This window comes from Pedobacter sp. SYP-B3415 (assembly GCF_004138205.1).
Taxonomy (GTDB): domain Bacteria; phylum Bacteroidota; class Bacteroidia; order Sphingobacteriales; family Sphingobacteriaceae; genus Pedobacter.
The window spans coordinates 1-22276 of the sequence record NZ_RXNQ01000002.1; the positions used below are offsets into that span (position 1 = coordinate 1).

Consider the following 22276-nt stretch of genomic DNA (forward strand, 5'->3'; position numbering starts at 1 on the left):
GCTCGATCTCTTTTACTACTTTCTGCTTGAAGCTAATACTGTACCGAATCACTTTACGATTACTTTTTGTCATGATAATCCTTGTTTTAAGTTGATTAATGTGTCAACCTATTTCAGGACAAGACACTTATAACTTACCACTTAAAACTTACCACTTAAAACTTTCTCACTCCCTGCTCAACTGCTTATTCAACTCATATGCAGCGCTGATCAGGGCCAGATGCGTAAAGGCCTGAGGAAAATTGCCAAGGTGCTCGCCACGTTTGCCTAATTCTTCAGCAAACAGTCCGAGGTGATTAGCATAACCGATCATTTTTTCGAAATTCTCAACCGCCCGTTCCAACTGCCCGCCCTTTGCAAGTGCTTCAATATACCAGAAAGAGCACATGTTAAACGTTCCTTCTTCGCCATCCAGACCATCCAGCTTGTCCATTCCGTTCCGGTAGCGGTATACCAATACATCCTGCAGCAGTTCGCGATCAATCGCTTCCATCGTTTTGATCCACCGGGGTTCCATTGGCGAGATAAAATGTGTAAGCGGCATCAGCAATGCGCTCGCATCGACATGACTCGCGCCCTTATACTGCACCCATGCCTGCACCTCCTCGTTCCAGAAATTCTCATAGATATCGGTATAGATTTCGCTTCGCACGGCGTGCCACTCATTTTCCGGATAAGGGAAGGAGCGGTGTTCTGCGATTTTGATAGCCCGGTCCATAGCTACCCAACACATTAGCCTGGTATGCAAAAATTCCTTTTCCGCGCTGCGGATCTCCCAGATTCCGTGATCCGGTTTTTTCCAGTTTTCAATGACACAGCGCACCTGTTTCTCAATCAGCTGCCAGAACTCAAAGGTGATCGGTTTGTAAGATTTATTGTATATATAAATGGTGTCTATCAGTTCACCATATATGTCGAGCTGGAGCTGGCTTGTAGCGCCATTTCCAACCCTTACAGGTCTGGAATTGCGGTAGCCGCCAAAATGTTCGAGTTCCTTTTCGTCAGGGCCTGGTTTCCCGTCAATCGTGTAAACGAGCTGCAGATCGGTGCTTTTACACAGGCTGAAGATCCAATCGATAAAAGCGGTTGCTTCGTCATAGAATCCAAGACGAAGAAAAGCGTACATAGTAAAGGCCGCGTCCCTGATCCAGGTAAACCGGTAGTCCCAGTTGCGCGTTCCGCCTACGATCTCTGGGAGACTGAATGTTGGTGCGGCCACAACGGAACCGAACTCTGCCGATGTAAGCAATTTCAAGGTTATGACCGAGCGATGGATCAACTCGCTGAAACGGCCTTCGTAACTGCTTTTATTCAACCACTGGCGCCAATAGTCGACCGTTTCACGATAGGCATCACCTTTATAGGTGTCGAATGGACAGTGCGGTCCGTCTTTCTCGGGCATTTCAAGTATGACGTATGCGGTTTCGGCCTCCGAAAGCGTAAACTGCGCATAACCGCTGCCGTTCCGGCGGGTAAGCGGAAAATCGGCCATGAGACGTAATTCCCGGCTTTCTTCGTTTGTACTGAAAACCAAAGCATCGCCGTCTTTTTCGCAACTGTGCTCATGTTCTGCATAACCGAAGCGTGGCACACAGCGCATCTTAAATGTGATCGAACCCCGGATGGTCGTAATTTTTCGCACAATTGCGGTCGGACGGCGTCCATGCCCATTTTCGACCGGCATATAATCCGTCAATTCGGCGATTCCTTCGTCAGAGAAAAACCTTGTAAGCAAAACCGCCGTTCCGGGTAAATATAGCTGGCGTGCGGAGTATTCATCCATTTCCGGCTCGATCGAAAAATAGCCGCCGCTTTCTGCATCAAGCATTGAAGCAAAGACTGTCGGCGAATCGAAACGCGGCAAACACATAAAATCGATCGAGCCCTGAAGGGATACCAAAGCCACGGTCCGCAGGTTGCCGATAATACCATAGTTTTCAATAGGCTGAAATGGTCGTGCTGTGTGTTTCATGTTCCTCTTTAAGGATTTGAAGGGCTGAATTGTTTGAGGCAGGCCGATGTTGTTAACAGGTATATTTCAGATGGTACCTTATTTTAAAGACAAATCCGCCCGGTCCGGCATCGATTGGCGGCTTTGTTCTATTCCGAGTATAAGGCGCGGGGTACTTTTGAACCGAAATCATTTAAAAGCAACATAATGAACATGGAAACGACAAAAGACATTAAAAAAGAAATTCTGGTAATCGGAGCTACGGGAAAAACGGGCTCTAGGATAACCGCAAGGTTACATGCCGCCGGCTACCCGGTACGCGAAGGCTCCAGGCGTGCGGCAATTCCTTTCGACTGGCAACAGAAAGGTGGATGGGAAGCTGCCCTGGGCGGGACCGCGTCGGCTTATATCAGCTATTATCCTGATCTGGCGGTGCCCGGTTCAGTAGACGACATCCGGCTGCTTGCGGATATGGCGGCTTCTCTCGGCCTGCAAAAACTTGTATTGCTTTCCGGAAGGGGAGAGGCGGCAGCACAGGCTGCCGAACAGGTGATAATAGGTTCAGGCATTGCATATACCATTATCCGGGCAAGCTGGTTTAACCAGAATTTTAACGAAAGTTATTTCCTGGAGCCGCTTCAGGATGGAGTGCTTGCTTTGCCTGCGGCGGATATTCCGGTCCCGTTTGTCGATGCCGACGACATTGCTGACATCGCCTTTGCTGCGTTGACTGAAACTGGGCACGATGAACAGATTTACGAAGTCTCAGGCCCGGAGGCGCTGACATTTGCTGAGGCAACCGCAATAATCGCCCGGGCGTCCGGACGCCAGATCAGCTTTTTACCGCTTAGCACCGAACAATACGCAAGGGCGCTGAGGGAGGCGGCCGTGCCGGAAGACGCAATCTCGCTGATCAATTACCTGTTCGAAGAGGTACTGACAGTTGAAAACGCCCTGATTACCCATGACGTCTATCGTGCACTGGGCAGGCCGGCCCGGAACTTCAGCACATATGCAGCCGAGGTCGCAGCTACAGGTGCCTGGGACGCGGCTCTGCGTGCCTGATCATCCAAATCCGGTGCCCGTATTTTCACGGGCTCCTCAGCCTCGAATTGTACATGCTGAGCAGGGACACTTGTTATAGGTAGTCGTTAGTGTACTTCACACTCAAATTCAGAGTACAGTTCTTATCTGCTTGTCTAATTGAGGTTTACGGCGGTACTGAAACAATTTTTGCACATTTCGGTTGTATCACAAGCCGGTTATTTATCAGCCGGCTGGCGGGAAAATGCAAACACACAAAGAGAAATCGTTTCGTCTGATCCTTGAAGAGTACCTCGGAAACTGGAACAGTTATCTCCGGCTTAAGGTCGTTGCACGCGTTTCTGCACTTGCAGCTGACCTGATAACAAATAGCGTGGCTGTAATCTGTTTCTCCATCTTCGCAGTGTTTGCTATGATAACGCTTGCTTTTTTTCTCGGTTGGACAACAAACAGTTATACAACCGGCTTCGGACTGGTCACCATCTTGCTGCTGATCACAGCAGGTCTGATAATCTGGAAAAGCAATAAGCTTGAAAACGCCATCGGCGGGATGGCAGCACGACGCTATTTCAGCAAACATCACGAAAACCGCCCTGATCACGATACGCAAACCACTAAGCAGCATACATCTAACATGAAAACAAACGCAGACACGGCTAAAAAGAAAAAGATCACATTTAAAGGAATATTTGAGGTTTTTAAATCGGCATTTGCCGGCTTTGGGGAGCATAAGGTTACAAAAATGAGTGGCTCCCTGGCTTATTACACGGTATTTTCTATGGCCCCTTTGCTGGTAGTTATTATTTCCCTTTGCGGTATATTTCTGGGGCAGGAAGCGGCAGAGGGGAAAATATATGCCCAGCTCGATGGTTTTATGGGTAAGGACACCGCACTGCAGCTGCAGGATATTGTACGGAAAGCCTCTTTAGGCGATAAGGGCACTGTTGCGTTCATCATCGGTATCGTAACCCTGCTTATCGGTTCGACGACAATTTTCGGCGACATTCAGGATTCGATCAATACCATCTGGGGACTTAAACCAAAACCAAAACGCGGCTGGCTTAAAATGCTGCAAAACAGGTTTCTTTCGTTCTCAGTTATCATCAGTCTTGGTTTTGTTCTGCTCGTTTCGTTGGCGGTAACAGCCGTGCTAGACGGCCTGAGCGAAGCCCTGCGCGCCAGGTACGAAGATGTATCTGTAGTCGTCTTTTATGTCTTAAACCAGATTCTGACACTGGTGATCATCTCATTGATATTTGGAGTTATTTTCAAAGTGCTGCCAGACGGTATAATCAAGTGGCGGGACGTCATACTTGGTTCGGTCGTAACGGCGCTGCTGTTCATGTTGGGTAAGTTCGCCATTTCTATTTACATCGGGCAGAGTGATGTCGGCAGTACCTATGGAGCGGCCGGGTCGCTTGTAATTGTTCTGTTATGGACATATTACTCGTCTATCATCCTTTATTTTGGCGCCGAGTTTACAAAGGCCTACGCCATTGCCTATGGTTCAGAAATACACCCTGCGCACTATGCAGTGACCACCAAGGAGGTCGAGATCGAGACCGAAGGACAGTCAGTGCAGGAAACAGAAGCCCAGAAAAAATAGGCGCTGAAGTAGCCGCATAATTTCGAAGCCTGAATGTGCATGGCACAGCAACTGATATTTGACATAAAGCAGACCGGTCATTCATGGCCGGTCTGATATTTTCTGGCCATCTTTGCGGCTCGCATAAATAACCCATGAAACGTCCCGGCCACTTTGTTCTGATTCTCATCCTCGGAAGCCTCGCTGCGCTAAGCCCATTTTCAATTGATATGTATTTGCCCGGCTTCGATGCAATTGCCGAAGACCTGCATACCAGCGTGCCATCGGTTTCCTTGTCGTTGTCCGGCTTTTTCATCGGTATTTCTGCCGGACAGTTATTGTACGGGCCGTTGCTTGATAAATTCGGACGGAAAAAGCCGCTCTATTTTGGCATGATCGTTTACATTCTTGCTTCGGTCGGGTGTCTGGCTGTTCATAATATTGATCAGTTGATCGTGCTTCGTTTTATCCAGGCTATCGGCAGTTGTGCGGCATCAGTTGCGGCCATGGCGATGGTTCGTGACTTGTATACCGTTGCAGAAAGTCCGAAGATATTTGCTTCGCTGATGCTTGTCATCGCGGTTTCGCCTATGCTGGCACCAACGGCCGGCGGTTACCTGATCGAAGCCTTTGGCTGGCAATGGGTTTTTGTTTTCCTGGCTGTTATGGCTGTACTTATTCTTTTTGCAGTCATCTTCCTCCTGCCTGAAAGTTATGAACCTGACCCTGTATACTCACTAAAGCCGCGCCCAATCTTACGCAGTATGTTTGCTGTAGCAACAGATGCACAGTTTTATACGTACGCGCTGGTAAATGCACTAACATTTGCAGGTCTTTTTGCATATGTGGCCGCTTCGCCCATCGTCTTTATGTCGTCATATGGTGTTACCAAAACCGGTTACGGGTGGATTTTTGCCCTGTTATCGGTTGCTTTTATAGGCTTAAGCCAGGTTAACAGTTTGTTATTATGCTGGTTTAGCAGTAAAACGCTGATTGGTTATGCACTCCCTGCGCAGGCGGTCGTTGGCGTTCTGTTCTTGGTTGCAGCTGTAGCCGGCTGGCTGAATCTGTACGTTACCATTGGCTTTATTGCACTATACCTGGGCTGTCTTGGACTCATCAATCCCAACTCGGCGGCACTTACGCTTGCACCATTTACGAAAAACGCCGGCAGCGCGTCTGCATTGATGGGTGCTTTGCAGATGGGATTGGGTGCGCTGGCTTCGGTAATTGTGAGCCTGTTTCCGGAACGGTCAACCTTGCCAATGCCACTTATTATGGCGGCTGTAGCTTTTCTGGCCTGGATCATCCTGCTTGTCGGCAGAACCTTTATTCGCCAGGAAGTTCGGGCCGAGGCAGGGAGCGTCGTAGCCGGTCACTAACAGGTTCTGAAGTGTACTCTTATTAATTTCTAATTTTTCAGATTGCATGTAGCGTTACCCCAACTATTTGCGTAATGCCCTCTGTAAGTCCGTTTCTGTTATCTGTCTACTAAATGTTTCATTGTCAGTTTAAACTCACAAGTGCAAACATTCAGAACTGTGCTGCCCGGGCTTAGTCTATATTTGATACCGGTACCGCTGACCCCGATACCAATCCTGAACAACCTGAACGATACCGATAAATGGGTAATGTAGAGATATTTGCGCCACCTGAAATTCTTCAGAAATATGTCCGTTATATCTGGGCGTTAAACATAAATGATGATGCCACGAACAAAAAAATTCTGCATATTTTCGCTGACAAATATCCGCGCCTGATTTTTCAGGACCTGGATACAAAAGAGGCAATCAAACAGATGGACGGTTCTGCACTGGCGCCAACATTCCTCGCGGGAATTGTAAATAAATATAAGAATTATATTATAGAGGGCTCTTACGCCCATGTGGGAGTCAGTTTTTTCCCAGGGGCTATAAAAAAGTTATTTGGTATAGATGCCTTTGAATTGGTAAATCTGGTGCCTGATATTCGCGATATCTATCGGTTTGAGCTAAACGAGCGTTTGACAGAATGTAAGAACAATGCAGAAAAGGTCAAACTGATTTCCGAATACCTGGTCAGCTGTTATCATCGTCAGTATGGAGATGACTTTATCGTCGCAGACTTTCTTCGGAATCACCAGCAACTTAGTTACAAGGAGGTCCTGAAAAAGTATTCCATCTCAGAAAGACAGTTCCAGCGCAGGTTTTACCAGTATGTAGGCATCAGCCCGATCATGTATAAACGTATTACCCGATTTGAAAACGCCCTCACCATGCTGCGAAGCAACGAACACCGCAACACCTCCGATATTGCTTATGAGCTTAATTATACAGACCACTCACATTTTATCAGAGAATTCAAGGAGTTTGCAGGCTTGACGCCCGGTAGTTTTTTAAAACATCCGAAAATTGTTGAAGAAAGCAGTTCGTTTCTCAGCCAGGTATAGTGGTCATTGATAAATCGTCCCGCTGATCTTAGTATAATACAGGGTTGTCGTCGCTTCAAATCCCGAATCTGTGCCTATGCAGATCCAGGCTTCCCCTTTACTGTTAGTTACTCCTGTAAAACTGCCATTCCGTTTTACAAGCCGGTACTCTTCCTTATCTATGCCATTAGCGATGTTTCCTATAGGCTGCATGTCTTTACCGCCGGTGCCCTGGTTTCCTTTGTCAATGTTCATTCTGTACATTCGGCCATCTGATTCAGCTGTCCGCGCAGGCTCGGTACTCATTAGACCGGCCTTCACAATGACAGCTTCAGCCGGCGGACCACCCACACCCGCCCGTTTGGCCGGCACACCTGATGCGAACGTAATTTCCAGATCCATCTTATAGCTTGACTGCGGTTTCAAGCCGCTTACCTTTTTCTTCAGGAACATGAAGAGATCGTCGCTATGGTTATTTCCAGATACGCGGATCCCTTTTTTATTGGTGTCTAATGGCGCCGGCAGCTTTTCATGTGTAATACTTAATTTGTATTTTGTCTCTTCGCCAACAGGATAATCGGCGAAATCACCGATCCAGTCTGACATGGACTCGTCGAAAATTTCGTTGAAGTCGAGCCTGGCGGCTCCGGATTGTTGCTTTTCTTTCTGGCAGGATAAAAATGCTTGCAGAAGTATGATCAGGGAGATAAAATAACGTTTGCGCATGGCTGGGATTTTTTAACGCATATACGCGGCGCAGGCCCGATTCGCGACAACCTGTCAAACTACAAGTTTTCAAGCCCATAAGAATACCTTTTGGCCTTTCCCGAGTCAGCAGGTTAGTTAGTTTCCTAATGAGACAGTACTGAAGCAAAAACCATAGTCTCCCCGTCACGGCGGAACGCCCAATACCCCTAAAACGAAATTTATTCAGCAGGATTGCTTGCCGGTTCGCTTCCGGTATGTCCGGTATTTCCTTTTTCAGAGTCGCTGCGGGCTTCTTCCGAACCATAATCCCCGCCCCAGAAGTCATCACCTGAGGTATCTGATTCGTTCGTAACCGTATTTTCAGATTCATTTTCGTTACTGTTGTACACAGGACGCTGGCGATCGGGCATATTTGATGTTTCAGCGTCTTGTTTCACTTCTTTTTTCTTGTCCGTTTGCATATCTATCTTTTCTAAATAAACACGACGTGTATCAATTGGTTTTGTTGAGGTAAGATTACAGTCCCAAATTGTCATTACCCGTTCCGAAAGGCATAAAAAAACCCGCCATGACAGCGGGTCTCCTTATTTCGGTATTGATTAGCGGTCGCAATCAGCCGTCCAGGTCTGGTTACCGCGTTTAACAAGCATGGTAAGCTTACTCTCATTGATCGTAATTCCGGTAACTCCGGAACCGACGCTCACGTAAGTATTATCACCACGTTTTTCAAAATTTACATCCGTTACATCTGGTATACCGTTTCCGAAGAAAAACTTATACGAGGTTGCGCCTACCTTTGTTACCGTAACTTTTCCGTCAGAACTGTTAATGGTCGTTGTGCCGTCGTTGTAACTAACAGTACCACGATAGGTTCCGACAAAAAAGTCGGTTGTTGAAGGATCTTTATCCTTTTTACATGATCCAAACCCTACCAGGGCGATCACCAGTAAACTAAGCAGTTGAATTGTCTTTTTCATATAGGTGTATTTAATTGTATCATTCCTGAGACAAAGCCGATGCCAAAAAAATTGATGAGACCGGTTGGAAGTGTCTGAAAATACTTAGTTATGTTGATGTATATCGGGATTAAATAATTGATATACAGTGTGATATGTTTGGCTTATTTTATATGCACGCCCTGCTTGTTCTTGGTGAGCGGTCGCAGTTACATATGGTTGCCAGGCTGTATAGCGAAGAATACGCTAAGAAATTTTAATATGGTGAAAAAGACTGGTATGCTCAACTACCTTATGGACAGTAAAACAGGTATTTGTGATGTAATTCCTTATGTTTGTGAACCATCGAATTTCGCGCTGCAATGACCAGATATTTTTTGATCACACTCTTCTTGCTGCTGTCAGGCTCTCCGAAATTGTTTTCGCAATCCGCTGTGAAACAGGAGGTCCAGCATTTGATTGACTCTGTGCAGCAGTATGGCAAACAACATGCTCCTGAACGACTGTATATTCATACAGACAGGTCTGAATACCTGGCGGCAGACACTATATGGTTTAAAGCTTATCTTGTAGATGCCGCTTCGCTATTCGCTACGGCAAAAAGTAACATCATGTACGTGGAGCTGATTTCTGACAGCAGCCAGCTTGTCTCGCGGGTCATGATACCGGTAATAAATGGTGTTACAGCAGGGACACTTGTATTGCCCGAGCGGATGATACCGGGCACCTACCTGCTTAGGGCGTATACCAGCTGGATGCGAAACTGGGGAACCACGCATTTTTTTGAAAGCCGGATTTCTATCGGTACACCGGCCAGCGGTGACTGGTTACTGCATTACAAACCAAAATTTACAAGGAAGGCAGGCAATGAACAGGTCGACTTGGATCTAAGCTTCAAACAGTTAGACGAGACCCTTGTCGGACTGAGAGAAATGCGTCTGGAGGTTAGTCAGGGCTCAAAGACATTGATGCGGAGCAGTACCGAGACCGGATTAGACGGCGCGGCCCGTCTCAGTTTTGAAACGACCGCTTCAGATAAGCCTGCCAGGCTCGTGTTATCTGTGCAGGACCGAAGAAAAAGCGGTACCCGCCAAACCATCCGCATCCCGCTTGTTTTTAACCGGCCTGAGCAGCGGGATCTGCAGTTTCTGCCTGAGGGCGGAAACCTTGTTGTCGGTTTAGCATCGACGGTCGCCTTCAAGGCCTTAAATGAAGACGGCAGCGGTGCAGCTGTAAGCGGCACCATCATAGATCAACATGGAGATACCGTTACATCTTTTCGTGCTGCACACCTCGGCATGGGCAGCTTTGTTCTTACTCCGCGCGAAGGGGCGGCATACCGGGCCAGGGTCGTGCTGCCGGCAGGCGGTTACAAGGACTATCCGCTGCCGGTAGCCAAGTCATCGGGCGTGGTACTATCGGTTGCAAATGACCTGAATTCGGACAGTTGCGTTGTACGGATGTTCGCATCAGGAGACTCTGCCCTTCGCAGCAGACGATTTTACCTGCTTGGACATACCCGCGGCAATGTCGCCTTTGCTGCTTCGGTTAATTTAAGCAGGGGGTACAGCATGATTAAGGTGAACAGGAAATTGTTTCCAACGGGGCTTGCCCGGCTTGTATTGTTAGATGCCACCAAACGCCGCGCGGCAGAACGCGTCATCTATATCGACCATCAGGACGGGCTTCAGCTTAGCGTCAGTGCGACAAACAATAGCTACGGATTAAGAGACTCGGTATGGCTGCAGCTAAACGTAAAAAATACTGAAGGAAAGCCGGTTAGAGGTACCTTCTCTGTGGCTGTGACCGATAACGGGCAGGTTAAAAGCGACAGTCTCGCTTCGCAGGATATTCCACTGAATATGAACCTGCATGCCGAATTAAAAGGGCATATCGAGGGACCGGGATACTATAAAGATGCAGCGCGCAGTCCAGATAAATGGCGGGCGCTGGATCTGTTGCTACTCACGCAGGGCTGGGTAGGTTTTGATATCGACTCGGCTTTTCATCCGGCGAAGCCGATTAAGTTTCCGGCCGAACAGGAATTTCTTGTAAAGGGAAAGATCACCAATGCATTTAACAAAATCATTCCCGGCAGTGCAGTCTCACTTTTTTCCAAAAGGCCGTTGGTCGTTATGGATACCGTTTCTGATTTAAACGGCCGTTTCACATTCAGGGGACTCGTTCCGGTAGATACAGCCGTTTATTTTATTCAGGCAAAAAACCGGAGAAACAAAAGCTCTAACGTGGGTCTTGAAGTGGATGAATTTGTTGCTCCGCCATTTCCGGTATCATCACACCGGCAGCTTCCATGGTTTGTAAATGTTGATACCACCGTTGCCATAAAGAACCGTCGGCAGATCGCACTAAAGAGGGAACAGGAAATTGCCACCGGGGGTATCAGGCTTAAAGAGGTGGTGATCAGGGGAAAAAAGTATGTAAAGGATTCAAAAAACATCAACGGGCCCGGTGCAGCCGATGTTATTTTTGATGAAGCAGATCTGATCAAGGCCGGACGCATGACCCTCGGCGACCTCCTTACAAAACAACTGAAAAACTTCGGTGTGCGTACCTCGAAATCCGGGGCGCGTTACCATGCCGTCAATTCGGTTGTTATGCACCTGATCATCGATGGTATGGATGTAGATTTTTTTCTGCCTTCAGGCATTTCACGATTTGACTATTTCACAGACCTGCTGAACTATTTTGGTGCTGAAGATATCAAAGGCATAGAAGTTATGTATTCAGGCAAATACCAGATGGGATATACCAGCAGGTACCTTCATCCGATGGCCGTTTTTTATGAGCATACCTTTATCGAAGTAACGACCAGGTCGGGACACGGGCCTATGATGCGAAAAAGCATCGGTACCCTGGTGTACAGACCAATGCCTTTCAGTTTGCCGCAGTCCTTTTATGTTCCAAAGTATCAGGCAGGCAGCAAGGCAGACGGCTCAGACATCCGCGCGACCATACACTGGGACCCGGCGGTCATTACCAACGCTGACGGTCGGGCAGAAGTACGCTTTTTCACTGCTGATAAACCCGGCATATACACGGTCATCGTGCAGGGAACGGATCTGCTAGGCGGCTTTGGATCATCAAGATCAACGCTGACCGTTCGCTGATGGGTAAAATTCTGAAGCCGGAACCACTCTTTATTGATTGTCTACGGAACGAAGAGAGCAGTATCTGTACGAATTGACCGGCGCTTATGAGCGCGGAGTAATCGTTCCGAATCGGATTGGATGTCTGTTGTTACCCGCCGCTGCAGCCACAGACAGCGTGAGAAACCAAAAAAAGCAAACAGCGGTCAGACTCGCTCTTTCCGCTGTTTCTATCATTAACTAACTTTCTACAAAGTAAGAAAGTGGGGTTGGCCGTGCAGCCCTTGGGAGCGCTAGTTTACGTCCCAGAATATCTTCGACGTAATCGCATCGCCCCCCATAGCCGCTGCTGCGGCTGCCCTGTTTGTACCATTCAGCGTCTGCTCATTGATCGGGTAGATAAAACGGACGGGAATGGTAAGCCCGGGGGCTACTTCCTGTCCGGGAGGCGCGTTGGACGGATTGGGTGGAATCAGCACTGGGTAGTCCAGACGCTTCCATTCAACCCATGAATCATAGCCGCGATTATATAAGGCGATCCATTTTTGTATACCTATTTTTTCTTTGTAATTGGCCGAAGCGGTAGCCCAGGCCACATCCGGCCTGGCCAGATAGCTGGCCGCCTGCGCGGCCGTTCCGCCCCAGTACAGGATCGATGCAGTAATACCGTTGTTGTAATGGGTTTCTGCCGATCCCGGAATGTTGAATCCTCGGGCAGCGGCCTCCGCCAGCGCAAGTTCCACCTCGGGATAATCCAGCAGCAGGGCTTCAAAATCATATGCAGACATCCTCGGTGTCAGGGTAGAGTAGTTGCTGTATGAATTCGTAAAGCCGTAATAGCCGCCGATAAAAATTCCGCCAACTGTCGTGAAGAAGCCCGGTCTGCGCGGATCTTGCAGACTATTCAGCTTATCGATAAAGGGTTTGGCACCTACAAAGTCTTTTCTTGATGTGAGACCCGGATTAGTAGCTGTTGAGATCGGATTATTGTTTGGCGTCGTTTTCAGGTACTTAAACACAAAATTGTCAGCTGCGCTGGTCATGACATTGGGAGCCGCAGCTTCAATGATTGCCCGTGCCTTCGCAGGATCCTTGTCAGCCAGGATCAACCCCAGGCGAAGTTTTAGTGAATTGCCGAATCTGCGCCATTTCGTAATGTCGCCGTTATAGAAGACATCGGCAGAGCCAAAACCTGTAGCACCGCTGTTTAAGCTCAGCAGCGCCGCATCAAGCCTGGTCAGCAGGTCTGCATAAACCGTAGCGGCATCGTCATACCGGGGCTGTGTTTTCGTAATATCAAGCGCTTCAGAATACGGCACATTACCAAAGGTGTTTACCAGCGTCGACCAGGCCATCACCTCCATAATTTCTGTCTGTGCGAGCTGGCTCGCCTTTGTTGGTGCTGCGAGAAATTGATCTGCAGTGATAAGTTTACGGGCTTCGCGCAGGTCCATCAGTACATCGCGGTAGAGTGCCTGCCAGAACGCCTGCGGAATGGGGCGGGCAAGCAAGTTGTACCGTGGTTCATCCAGGTATTCTGTCATAGTCCACTGCTGTACATAGAACCTGAAAGGGTTATTGTTTACACTTGGGGAGGTGATGATATCGGAAAAACTTTTAGAAGCCGCCGTAAAGAGTGGGCCCGCGGTAGCTTCCTGTGGGTTCTTAACATCAATGTTATAATCGGTTTTGTCTTTAGCGCAGGCACTGAACAGCACTGTCGCAACAAATAAATAGGCTATCTTTTTCATGTCTGCTGGTCTAGAGTTTAAATTTCACATTAAAGCCGATCGTGCGCACGGCAGGATAGGAGCCGCTCTGATATCCTGAGAGGTTACCGGAACTGAGCGCGTCTTCAGGGTCGGCGTAGGGTAGATTCTTATGAATGATCCAAAGGTTGCGCCCAATCAGCGAGGCTTCCACGCTTTTGAATGGCTTTATCTTTTCCACAATGCTCGCGGGCAAAGCGTAGGTCAGCGAAAGTTCCCGCAGTTTGATATAACTGCCGTCGTAGACCCGCATAGCCCGCGGGGGATTTCGTGAATAGCCATAAGGCGTATTGCTCGACGTTGAGGCGTCGACCCGGATATTATTCGGTGTGCCATCTTCCTTTACGCCGGGTAAAATAACTCCACCACCGTTCGCCAGCGTGTTTCGGAGTGGATTCCCAAGGTCATTCAGTCCTGCTGTTCCGGGATACAAACCCGTGCCGTTGCCGTACCACTGGTCAAGCGAGAACACATCACCGCCCTGACGCATATCGACAAGAAAGGTAAGCGCCAGATTTTTGTATTTAAAACCATTTTGAACGCCGGCAAGGAAGTCCGGATTTGGATTCCCGATGATATGATTTGACTCCGTCGTTACTTTATAATAGCCGGTAGGAAGCACTACAGGCTGCCCGTTCAGGTACACGAAATTTGTGCCGCGGATTACACCGTAGGGATGGCCTTCAGCGGCGTTGAGGGTAACACCGCCTTGTAACGAGGCAAGTTCAATGTTGCCACCCGCATCAGGATCCAGCTTAAGCACCATATTCCGGTTTCGCGTAAAATTCACGTTGATGTTCCACGAAAAGTTCTGCGATTTTACAGGTGTGCCGTACAGGCTTAGTTCGATGCCCTTATTTTCCACCTCCCCGGCATTTACATACCGAAACGAATAGCCAGTCGAGGAACTGACGGATACCGGCGTGATCTGGTCTACAGATAGCGTGCGGTAGATAGTCAGGTCAAATCCCAGCCGGCTGGAAAAGAACGATGCTTCCAGGCCTGCTTCAACACTCCGTGTCCGCTCCGGACGAAGCGCTGGGTTGTTTTTTGTATTTGATACGGAGAATAGCGGAAGCACATCGTATGATGTCGGTTTGGTATACACGTCATAGACGCTTAACGGCGGCGCATCGTTGCCTACCTGCGCATAGTTGACCCGCAATTTGCCGTAAGACAACCAGCTTTGGCTTTTTAGCAATTCAGAAAACGTAAATCCTGCTGCAACTGATGGATACCAAAATACATTGTTGGTTGTAGGCAGCGTAGATGATACATCTCTTCTGATTGTGGCATCAAGCACCAGAAAGTTCCGGTAACCGAAAGTCGTACTGGCGAAATGGCCATCGACCGCGCGGCGCTGTACAAGTTCAACAGGTGCCTCGATGGGGCTGACTGAATTCAAAAGGGAATACAGATCGGGTGCCACAAGCCCGCCGTTCGTTTGGGCGCGAATCGAATTGACATTGTCCCTGCGCAGGTTGGCGCCAAGTAATCCGCGGAAAGTGAAGGCCTCCGAGAAATCATGTTTAAAGTTTAAAAGGAGATCGTAATTGGTTTCGCTTGCATTGCGGTTTGTGCGGGCATAAGATGAAACGGCATAACTGCCTACGGCCACACGCTCCTCCTGTAGATCACCGGTGCCATCGTAGGTAACCCGGGCAAGCACATCAAACCATTCAGCAAATTTATAGGTGGCATTGATATTACCGAAAAAGTGGTTACGCGAATCATTGACAAAGTTTTTGTAACGTGTAAAGTATGGGTTGTCTGCATATATCGGCCGGGTACCCGTCTGATCTGCCCAGTTCCATGTAACGTTCCTGCGGTTTCTGAAAAACGCCTCCTTCAATTCAACCAGGTCAACATTTGTCTGGTACCACTGCCTGAAATTCTGATTTGGATTCAGGTTGGCATACCCCGTTCCATAACGCCCAAGTCCCTCGATACGCGAATAGTTTGCAGACGCTTCGACACGCAGGTTTTTTGCAAGCTCGCGCGATGCCCCAAAGTTGAACAGGTTTTTGACGATCTTACTGTTCGGCAATACGCCGTTCTCATCATTTCGCGTGTAGCCCAGTTTGTACGTGGTGTTTTCTCCGCCACCGTCAATGGCAATGCTCTGATTTGATACGAGCGCAGTCTCATAAAATTCAGCTGGTCCGTTTGCTGCAGCTACCCAGGCTGTCTTTTGTTTGTACGTAGGTGAAAACGGGTCTAAGGCAGCCCACTGGTAGATAAACAGTTTTGAATCAAACCGTGGACCATATGAGGCATCGGCGCTGAATTGCGGCGTCATTTCCCTGCCGGTTCCAAATACATCCCTGTACCAGAAACCGGGTACAGGCACGGGATTTCCTGCGCCGTCTGTTGCTGGCGTCGTGTAACCCGCGCCGTATTCTTTCTGATATTCCGGAAAAGTTTTTTTGTCAATGTTACCCCATGTCAATCCGCTGTTGACGCTGAAGTTTGTGCTGCCTTTGCGGCCCTTTTTTGTCGTGATGATAATCACGCCGTTTGCTGCACGCGATCCGTACAGGGCGGTTGCAGCTGCGCCTTTCAGGACATTCATGCTCTCTACATCATCCGGGTTGATGTCTGCGGCAGCATTTCCGTAATCAAACCCTGAACGTCCTGTCTGCTGGTTGGTCGTGTTTGTGTTGGCATTGCTTACCGGTACACCATCGATCACAAACAGGGCCTGATTATTTCCGCTGATCGATTTGAAGCCGCGGATCACCACATTTGTGGAGCCACCCATCGCGTTGTTCCGCCTGATATCGAGGCCGGCAACCTTGCCGCCTAAAGAATTAACCAGGTTATTGTCGCGAGTGCGGGTAATATCTTCAGCTTTGACTTCCTGGGCTGCATAAGCCAGTTCGTTCTTTCGTCTTGTTATGCCCAGGGCCGTAACCACCACCTCGCTCAGCTCTTTTGAATCTGAAATAAGTTCAACGTTCATCGTGGCGCTTGTACCCACCTGCTTGGTTACAGGCGTATAGCCTACCGAACTGAAGGTGAGCGAAACGCCGGCAGCGACCTGGATGGTGAAAAAGCCATCTGCATTTGTGGACGTACCCGACTGGCTGCCACTTACCCGGACACTGACACCGGGAATTGGTTGTCCGTCTGCCTGGTCACGGACGGTTCCGCTTACAGTTTTTTGCTGTGCAAGAGCATTCCAGGCAAGCACCAGAATACTCAGCATGCTAAGTAAAGTTTTTTTCATATGAATATTAGGTTTGTTGATTATGTGAATTACCGGGATCGTTTTCATATTGGGCGATCACGCCTGTCCACGAATTCAGCTGAGCAAATTAGCGGTGTTTGCCTAAGGACTTGATTAACTGAGTGACCAAAATGGACGACTCAGAAGCCGATTTGTCCGTTCTGCCTGTCAGCGGTTAAACCTGACGGCATGGCGCCCGAATCATATGGGGAAAACGCTTTGTTGGCCGGAACAGAAGATCGTGGCAGCACGTCGGTTTTATACTATTATTAAGCAACCGGCCCCGCGATATTTGTTATAAATACTACCTATTGTTATGCGAGAATTAAAATTTTACCAAAGTCAAATGAATTTGCAGGATATTGACCCGAAAGAGGGGGGAGATATTCCGGGACCAAAATTCAAACGCCGTTTCCTGGTTACGTACCGCGAAAAGCTGATCCCGCTTGTTGAATCAGAAATTGGCGCCTTTTGTATCGAAGATAAAGCTGTATACATTCACACGATGGCCAACCGGCAATATGTCATTTCTTACACTTTAGAACAGCTGGAAACCCTGCTTGACCCGGCTGTATTCTTCCGTGCCAACCGGCAAAGCCTGATCGCATACCATGCGATACGGGAACTTGAGTATTATGATGAGAGAAAGCTCAAGGTCATTCTAAAATGCAAAGGGCCGGGCGAGGTTGTTGTAAGTAAGGCGAAAGCACAGGAACTGATTGCCTGGCTTGAAAATCAATACAATTGAAATTGAACAATCAATGTTGTCCGGTAAAAATCAGCTGAGTGAAATAAGATTCTTCTAACCAGTCTCAAAACAGTATTTGCCTGAGTCTTCCGAATCAAGCCCCCCTGTATTTTATGTCTGCGGGTTTTACGTACAGGCGGTGGTTTTGATGAGGGTTTTGCCTGATTACTGCCACTGATAGGTGCGGACCAGCCTTGTATCTTCTCGCCGCAGAAAAGTATTAAAAGTCTTGCACTGTTTTAAGGAGGTTGGGAAGAACCAAGGAGGGGAACCAGCCCGGAACAGAATGTCGCATGGGTAATCCGGGCCTTTTCCCGCCGCCGTCGGACTTTTGATACTTTTATGCAAGAAGAGATACACAGCCGGAGCGGTTTGCTTCTTTTCCAAGAAAAAGAAGGAGCCCCCGCGGCGGTGAGCGGTTCGATACCATAGCCTCACATCTATTGTAAACCAAAAAACTATAGGCTTTCGCAAAACTTTCCCCGGATAACAGTGATTGAACAATCAGGAATCGCTGATGCGAGGCTCGGATAATAGAGGTAAATATCAATAGAGGACATCGTGAAGAATCACAGACGTCTACCTTTTAGAATAAGGAGAACGAGCCAGGAATCAGAACCAGGCACAGGGCCCCTTATAGCTTCGTTTGTATTCATTGTAGAGACTATTCGGGAGCATTCCCGTGGCCTTGCAGGTTAAATCTTTCCATTCAAGAAGAGCGACGCAAGCGCAGGGTTGTTTCCGGCTTCTCTACAGTTTGCGAGCCGGCGAATGGTTGTTCTTGCCCTAAATGTTCTTGTGCGCTGCGCCGTATGTCGCACTATTCGCTTCCGGATTCACGTCAGCTTGCTTATTTATCAGTAAAATGAAGGATCTTTGCAGTTGGGCAGCTTTCCAGATCACAGCGAAGCTTTGGTTATATGAAAGAAGAATAAAATCGCCTGATTCTTCGGGGAACAATCTATCAAAACAGCCTGCAGGACTATAAAATCAAAAGGCTGTCCCTCGCGGACAGCCTTCTGCAATTAACAAAACAAATATATGACGAGCAATCATATGTAAAACACGCCTCATGGAAAGAGACGCCGGAAATAAGGGCGGTTTGGGGATGGATTCGAACCATCGTAAAAGGCGTATCAAGCCTCCACCTGTGCCACTCGGTCACCCAACCTTTATAGATTGTTCAGAACACCATGCCAATCATCGTGCTGCCAGTCAGTTCTATGTTAACTACCGCAATTTCGGCCAAAAGAAGCTGCCCGTCATGGTCTTCAATGGATGACTCTTTGCTTACCTCGTCTTCTGCAGGAAAAAGCTGAAAGTCTGTAATGCGCGGATACTCAAAATATACTGACATACGGCGTTGTATTAGTTTTGATCTGCAGGGGAGAGGGTGGATGGTCCCTCTCCCTGGTCTGCTGATGATTTAAAGAACAATTGCAGAGCAAATATAAATATTAAAACTATTTATCCTATAGAATTAGTAGTTTTTATTGAAAAAAATATTTCCGCTTTTGTTAATGCCCCGCCGGGTTACCAGGCGGGGCATGGTTATTACTTGATTTTTTGAAGCTGAGCCTGTTGAAAAGCAGACAGATTATTGTAATCGAGAATTTGCAGGGTCGCGGTCTGAGCCTGTTTTGGCTGCAGGGTTTGATTGATATTTCTTTCCGGCAGCGTGTACATAGCGCCGCTTGCCGGGTCGATGATCAGCATTCCTACAATTCCGCCGATAAGCAGGTTTCCGAAATACCAACCATTCAATTTGCATGTTAATGGGATGACCTGCTCCTCGAAACCGTCTTTGTTGAATTTAAGTTGGTACTCTGCTTTTGAGAAGTAACCTGCGCTCGATTTTAGTTTGAGTGTCGCAGGCGTAACACCGCGATAAATTTCCTTGCCTTTTTTGTCGGTAATGGACAAATTAGACCCAACAGGGTTACTGGATATAGTGACGTCGTAATTTGAACGTCCAAAAATTGTTGCACAGCCAGAACTCGTTAATACTGCTGCACCAAGAAGAGCCGCTGCCAGCGGCTTTGTGAAGAGAGGTAATCTAAATTTCATAAAAGTTTGTTTGCTGATAAAGATAAAAATTAATCGTTTGTTTCGGGTTAACCTACAAAAAAAGCCGGCACCAGGTCTGGTGTCGGCTATCTCCTTACAGGCTTGCTGTATTATTCGCTGTCGCGCAAGGCTTTAATCTTGTCGTGCGCCATTTTCAGGCCAGCCTTCTGTTCAGTGATCATTTCACGCAGGGCAACGGGTAACTCAGTATCTTCGAGTGCCATTTTATAAGCTTTCTGGGCTGCGTCTTCTCCGAATTCGCAGTTTTCAAGAACCGTCTTTCTGTCATGCCCGGTAAAGATCGCTTTGAAGTCCATCCATGCCCGGTAAATTTTGCCCGAGGTGGTCGTGTCACGTTCCATGTCTGCGCCTAAAACCTGCACTTCCTGGCCAAGCGACATCCTGTACTGGCGGCTCTGGTCGATCATCTCGAGAAATAGGGTACGGAGGTCTTCGTTTCCTTCCTTCAATTCTTCAAGCGCCCGTTCATAACCGACAATGCGGTCATTATTGATCTCTACAAGATCATTGAGCATTTCTGCACTTGTTGCTGCTGTTTTCATAGTGATTTAATTTTGTCTCTATCTGCAACATGGATGTAAGGGAAAGGTTTGTCATAAGTTCGAAACGGCAGCCGTGATTGGGGTGCCATTGATTCTGGCTCTTTGATTATATTTGTCGGAATGGATCCCATGAAACTAAGAAGGGTTAAGGTTACCCGGTATGTAACGCCGCTGCGCGAAGGCGGTTCCATGCCGGCCATTGCAGAAGCTGACGACGGTTTTTTATACGTCCTTAAGTTCCGCGGTGCCGGGCAGGGTGAAAATGCACTGATCTCAGAGCTGATCGGCGGCGAGATCGCCAGGAAGATCGGTCTGCGTGTTCCTGAACTGGTATTCGCCGATTTAGACGAAGCCTTTGGCCGTACCGAACCCGATGAAGAGATACAAGACCTGCTTAAGTTCAGTACCGGACTCAATCTGGCACTGCATTACCTGTCTGGCTCCATCACATATGATCCTGCCGTATCAGTTGTTGATGAGGAAACGGCATCAAAAATCGTCTGGATGGACTGTTTATTAACCAATATGGACCGCACCGCACGTAACACCAATATGCTCTGGTGGCACAAGGAACTGTGGTTGATAGACCACGGTGCTTCGTTATATTTTCACCACTCCTGGCAGAACTGGGAAGAGCAGGCAGTGAAACCCTTCTTTTTGGTCAAAGACCACGTACTGCTGAAACGTGCAGCCATGCTTGAGGAAACAGATGCCAGACTGAAACCGCTGCTAGATGCAAGGACCATCACGGATATTGTATCTCTGTTGCCTGACGAATGGCTGCGGGGCGACGTATTTGGCTCACCGCAGGAATACCGGGATGCTTATGTTCAGTTTTTAACCACCAGGCTTGCGCATTCGGCGGCCTTTGTAAATGCTGCTATTGATGCAAGAAGAGCTATTGTTTGAGTATGCAGTAATTAGGTTAGTTCCACGGGTTGAGCGCGAGGAATTTATCAACGTTGGCGTAGTCCTGTACTGCGCCAAGGCGAAGTTCCTCCAAAGTAGAACCAGCCTTCGGGCAGACAAACTGCAAGTTTTGGCGCCTGGCATCGATGTCGCGGAGATCGAAGCGCACCTGGAAACATTTTGCAGGATCAGTCAGGGCATTCCTTGCGGGTCGCCTATCGCTACGCTCGATGCACCATCCCGGTTTCGCTGGCTTACTGCCACCCGGAGCACCATGCTGCAGTGTTCAAAAGTTCATCCAGGTTTTACGCCTTCGCCGGACGCAACATTGGTTAGGTTATTTGAGGAGTTGGTATTGTAATGAAATTTAAGTTTTACGTGCTAAGTTGTAAGTCTAGGCGGGTAATCCCTCGTTAAGATGAAAGAGAAAGGAAAAAGGATGAAAGACCTCGGCGCATACCCCTCGCGCCGCCATAAACGCCTGAGGGGTTTTGCACCCTGTCTAAATACGAACTACGAATACCTTGGAGATCGAAGCGCACCTGGAAACATTCTGCAGGATCAGTCAGGGCATTCCTTGCGGGTCGCCTATCGCTGCGCTCGATGCACCATCCCGGTTTCGTTGGCTTACGGCCGCCCGGAGTACCATGCTGCAGTGTTCAAAAGTTCATCCAGGCTTCACGGCTTCGCCGGATGCAACACAAGTTAGATTGTTTAAGGAGTTGGTATTGTAATGAAAATTATAAGTTTTACGTGCTAAGTTGTAAGCCTGGGCGGGTAATCCCTCGTTAAGATGAAAGAGAAAGAAAAAGGATGAAAGACCTCGGCGCATACCCCTCGCTCCGCCATAAACGCCTGAGAAGTTTTGCACCCTGTCTAAATACAAACTACGAATACCTTGGAGATCGAAGCGCACCTGGAAACATTCTGCAGGATCAGTCAGGGCATTCCTTGCGGGTCGCCTATCGCTGCGCTCGATGCACCATCCCGGTTTCGTTGGCTTACGGCCACCCGGAGTACCATGCTGCAGTGTTCAAAAGTTCATCCAGGCTTCACGGCTTCGCCGGATGCAACACAAGTTAGATTGTTTAAGGAGTTGGTATTGTAATGAATTTATAAGTTCTACGTGCTAAGTTGCAAGTCTGGAGGGGAATCCCTCGTTATGATGAAAGAGAAAGGAAAAAGGATGAAAGACCTCGGCGCATACCCCTCGATCCGCCATAAACGCCTGAG

The 22276-nt window shown here is 48.2% G+C and carries 19 protein-coding genes and 1 tRNA gene; 10 read left to right on the forward strand and 10 right to left on the reverse strand.

The genetic code is table 11. From position 1 onward, the window contains the following. Nucleotides 1–166: 166 nt before the first annotated feature. Entirely contained in the window at nucleotides 167–1972 is a 1806-nt protein-coding gene (locus EJV45_RS01000; protein ID WP_129713762.1) for a glycoside hydrolase family 15 protein, read from the reverse strand. A 192-nt stretch (nucleotides 1973–2164) separates the two neighbouring features. Between EJV45_RS01000 and EJV45_RS01005 the strand changes: the two genes are divergently transcribed. From EJV45_RS01005 to EJV45_RS01020, 4 genes are all read left to right on the forward strand, one after another. Continuing rightward, nucleotides 2165–3016: an NmrA family transcriptional regulator gene (locus tag EJV45_RS01005; RefSeq protein ID WP_129713763.1), complete on the forward strand. Its 852-nt coding sequence runs from the start codon at nucleotides 2165–2167 to the stop codon at nucleotides 3014–3016. A 223-nt stretch (nucleotides 3017–3239) separates the two neighbouring features. Beyond that, complete coding sequence (locus tag EJV45_RS01010; protein WP_240755153.1) at nucleotides 3240–4601, forward strand: YihY/virulence factor BrkB family protein; 1362 nt, start codon at nucleotides 3240–3242, stop codon at nucleotides 4599–4601. A 134-nt stretch (nucleotides 4602–4735) separates the two neighbouring features. Continuing rightward, nucleotides 4736–5962, forward strand: coding sequence for a multidrug effflux MFS transporter (locus EJV45_RS01015; RefSeq protein ID WP_129713764.1), 1227 nt, complete (start codon nucleotides 4736–4738; stop codon nucleotides 5960–5962). Nucleotides 5963–6204: 242 nt separating this feature from the next. Beyond that, a complete protein-coding gene (locus EJV45_RS01020) occupies nucleotides 6205–7008 on the forward strand; it encodes a helix-turn-helix domain-containing protein (RefSeq protein WP_129713765.1) in 804 nt (267 codons plus the stop codon). Between the two features lie 3 nt (nucleotides 7009–7011). Here EJV45_RS01020 and EJV45_RS01025 read toward each other — a convergent pair whose 3' ends face one another. From EJV45_RS01025 to EJV45_RS01035, 3 genes are all read right to left on the reverse strand, one after another. After that, nucleotides 7012–7713 carry a hypothetical protein gene (locus tag EJV45_RS01025; protein ID WP_129713766.1) on the reverse strand — a complete coding sequence of 234 codons (702 nt, stop codon included), beginning with the start codon at nucleotides 7711–7713 and terminating at the stop codon, nucleotides 7012–7014. Between the two features lie 200 nt (nucleotides 7714–7913). Next, entirely contained in the window at nucleotides 7914–8231 is a 318-nt protein-coding gene (locus EJV45_RS01030; protein ID WP_129713767.1) for a hypothetical protein, read from the reverse strand. 63 nt (nucleotides 8232–8294) lie between these two features. Continuing rightward, complete coding sequence (locus tag EJV45_RS01035; RefSeq protein ID WP_129713768.1) at nucleotides 8295–8672, reverse strand: hypothetical protein; 378 nt, start codon at nucleotides 8670–8672, stop codon at nucleotides 8295–8297. A 413-nt stretch (nucleotides 8673–9085) separates the two neighbouring features. On the opposite strand from EJV45_RS01035, the gene EJV45_RS01040 reads away from it, so the two are divergent. Continuing rightward, nucleotides 9086–11779, forward strand: coding sequence for a carboxypeptidase-like regulatory domain-containing protein (locus tag EJV45_RS01040; RefSeq protein WP_129713769.1), 2694 nt, complete (start codon nucleotides 9086–9088; stop codon nucleotides 11777–11779). Between the two features lie 272 nt (nucleotides 11780–12051). Here the strand turns inward: EJV45_RS01040 and EJV45_RS01045 are convergent, their stop codons facing one another. Continuing rightward, nucleotides 12052–13509 (reverse strand): SusD/RagB family nutrient-binding outer membrane lipoprotein, encoded by a 1458-nt coding sequence (locus EJV45_RS01045; RefSeq protein WP_129713770.1) that lies wholly within the window; start codon nucleotides 13507–13509, stop codon nucleotides 12052–12054. 10 nt (nucleotides 13510–13519) lie between these two features. After that, nucleotides 13520–16756 (reverse strand): SusC/RagA family TonB-linked outer membrane protein, encoded by a 3237-nt coding sequence (locus EJV45_RS01050; protein ID WP_129713771.1) that lies wholly within the window; start codon nucleotides 16754–16756, stop codon nucleotides 13520–13522. A 346-nt stretch (nucleotides 16757–17102) separates the two neighbouring features. Here EJV45_RS01050 and EJV45_RS01055 point away from each other — a divergent pair, with 346 nt between their 5' ends. Further along, nucleotides 17103–17504 (forward strand): LytTR family DNA-binding domain-containing protein, encoded by a 402-nt coding sequence (locus EJV45_RS01055; RefSeq protein ID WP_165304952.1) that lies wholly within the window; start codon nucleotides 17103–17105, stop codon nucleotides 17502–17504. Between the two features lie 1098 nt (nucleotides 17505–18602). Here the strand turns inward: EJV45_RS01055 and EJV45_RS19385 are convergent. From EJV45_RS19385 to EJV45_RS01065, 4 genes are all read right to left on the reverse strand, one after another. Continuing rightward, nucleotides 18603–18675 (reverse strand) — tRNA-Ile (locus tag EJV45_RS19385). 12 nt (nucleotides 18676–18687) lie between these two features. Further along, a complete protein-coding gene (locus EJV45_RS19390; RefSeq protein ID WP_165304953.1) occupies nucleotides 18688–18861 on the reverse strand; it encodes a hypothetical protein in 174 nt (57 codons plus the stop codon). Nucleotides 18862–19058: 197 nt separating this feature from the next. After that, entirely contained in the window at nucleotides 19059–19571 is a 513-nt protein-coding gene (locus EJV45_RS01060; protein WP_129713773.1) for a hypothetical protein, read from the reverse strand. A gap of 110 nt (nucleotides 19572–19681) precedes the next feature. After that, nucleotides 19682–20134, reverse strand: coding sequence for a PA2169 family four-helix-bundle protein (locus EJV45_RS01065; RefSeq protein WP_129713774.1), 453 nt, complete (start codon nucleotides 20132–20134; stop codon nucleotides 19682–19684). Between the two features lie 120 nt (nucleotides 20135–20254). Between EJV45_RS01065 and EJV45_RS01070 the strand changes: the two genes are divergently transcribed. From EJV45_RS01070 to EJV45_RS01085, 4 genes are all read left to right on the forward strand, one after another. Further along, nucleotides 20255–21043, forward strand: coding sequence for a HipA family kinase (locus EJV45_RS01070; protein ID WP_129713775.1), 789 nt, complete (start codon nucleotides 20255–20257; stop codon nucleotides 21041–21043). Next, complete coding sequence (locus EJV45_RS01075; RefSeq protein WP_129713776.1) at nucleotides 21021–21404, forward strand: DUF3037 domain-containing protein; 384 nt, start codon at nucleotides 21021–21023, stop codon at nucleotides 21402–21404. Before EJV45_RS01070 ends, EJV45_RS01075 begins: the two co-directional genes overlap by 23 nt. 163 nt (nucleotides 21405–21567) lie before the next feature. After that, entirely contained in the window at nucleotides 21568–21777 is a 210-nt protein-coding gene (locus EJV45_RS01080; RefSeq protein WP_240755155.1) for a DUF3037 domain-containing protein, read from the forward strand. A gap of 164 nt (nucleotides 21778–21941) precedes the next feature. After that, nucleotides 21942–22151: a DUF3037 domain-containing protein gene (locus tag EJV45_RS01085; protein ID WP_240755156.1), complete on the forward strand. Its 210-nt coding sequence runs from the start codon at nucleotides 21942–21944 to the stop codon at nucleotides 22149–22151. The last annotated feature ends 125 nt before the right edge of the window (nucleotides 22152–22276 follow it).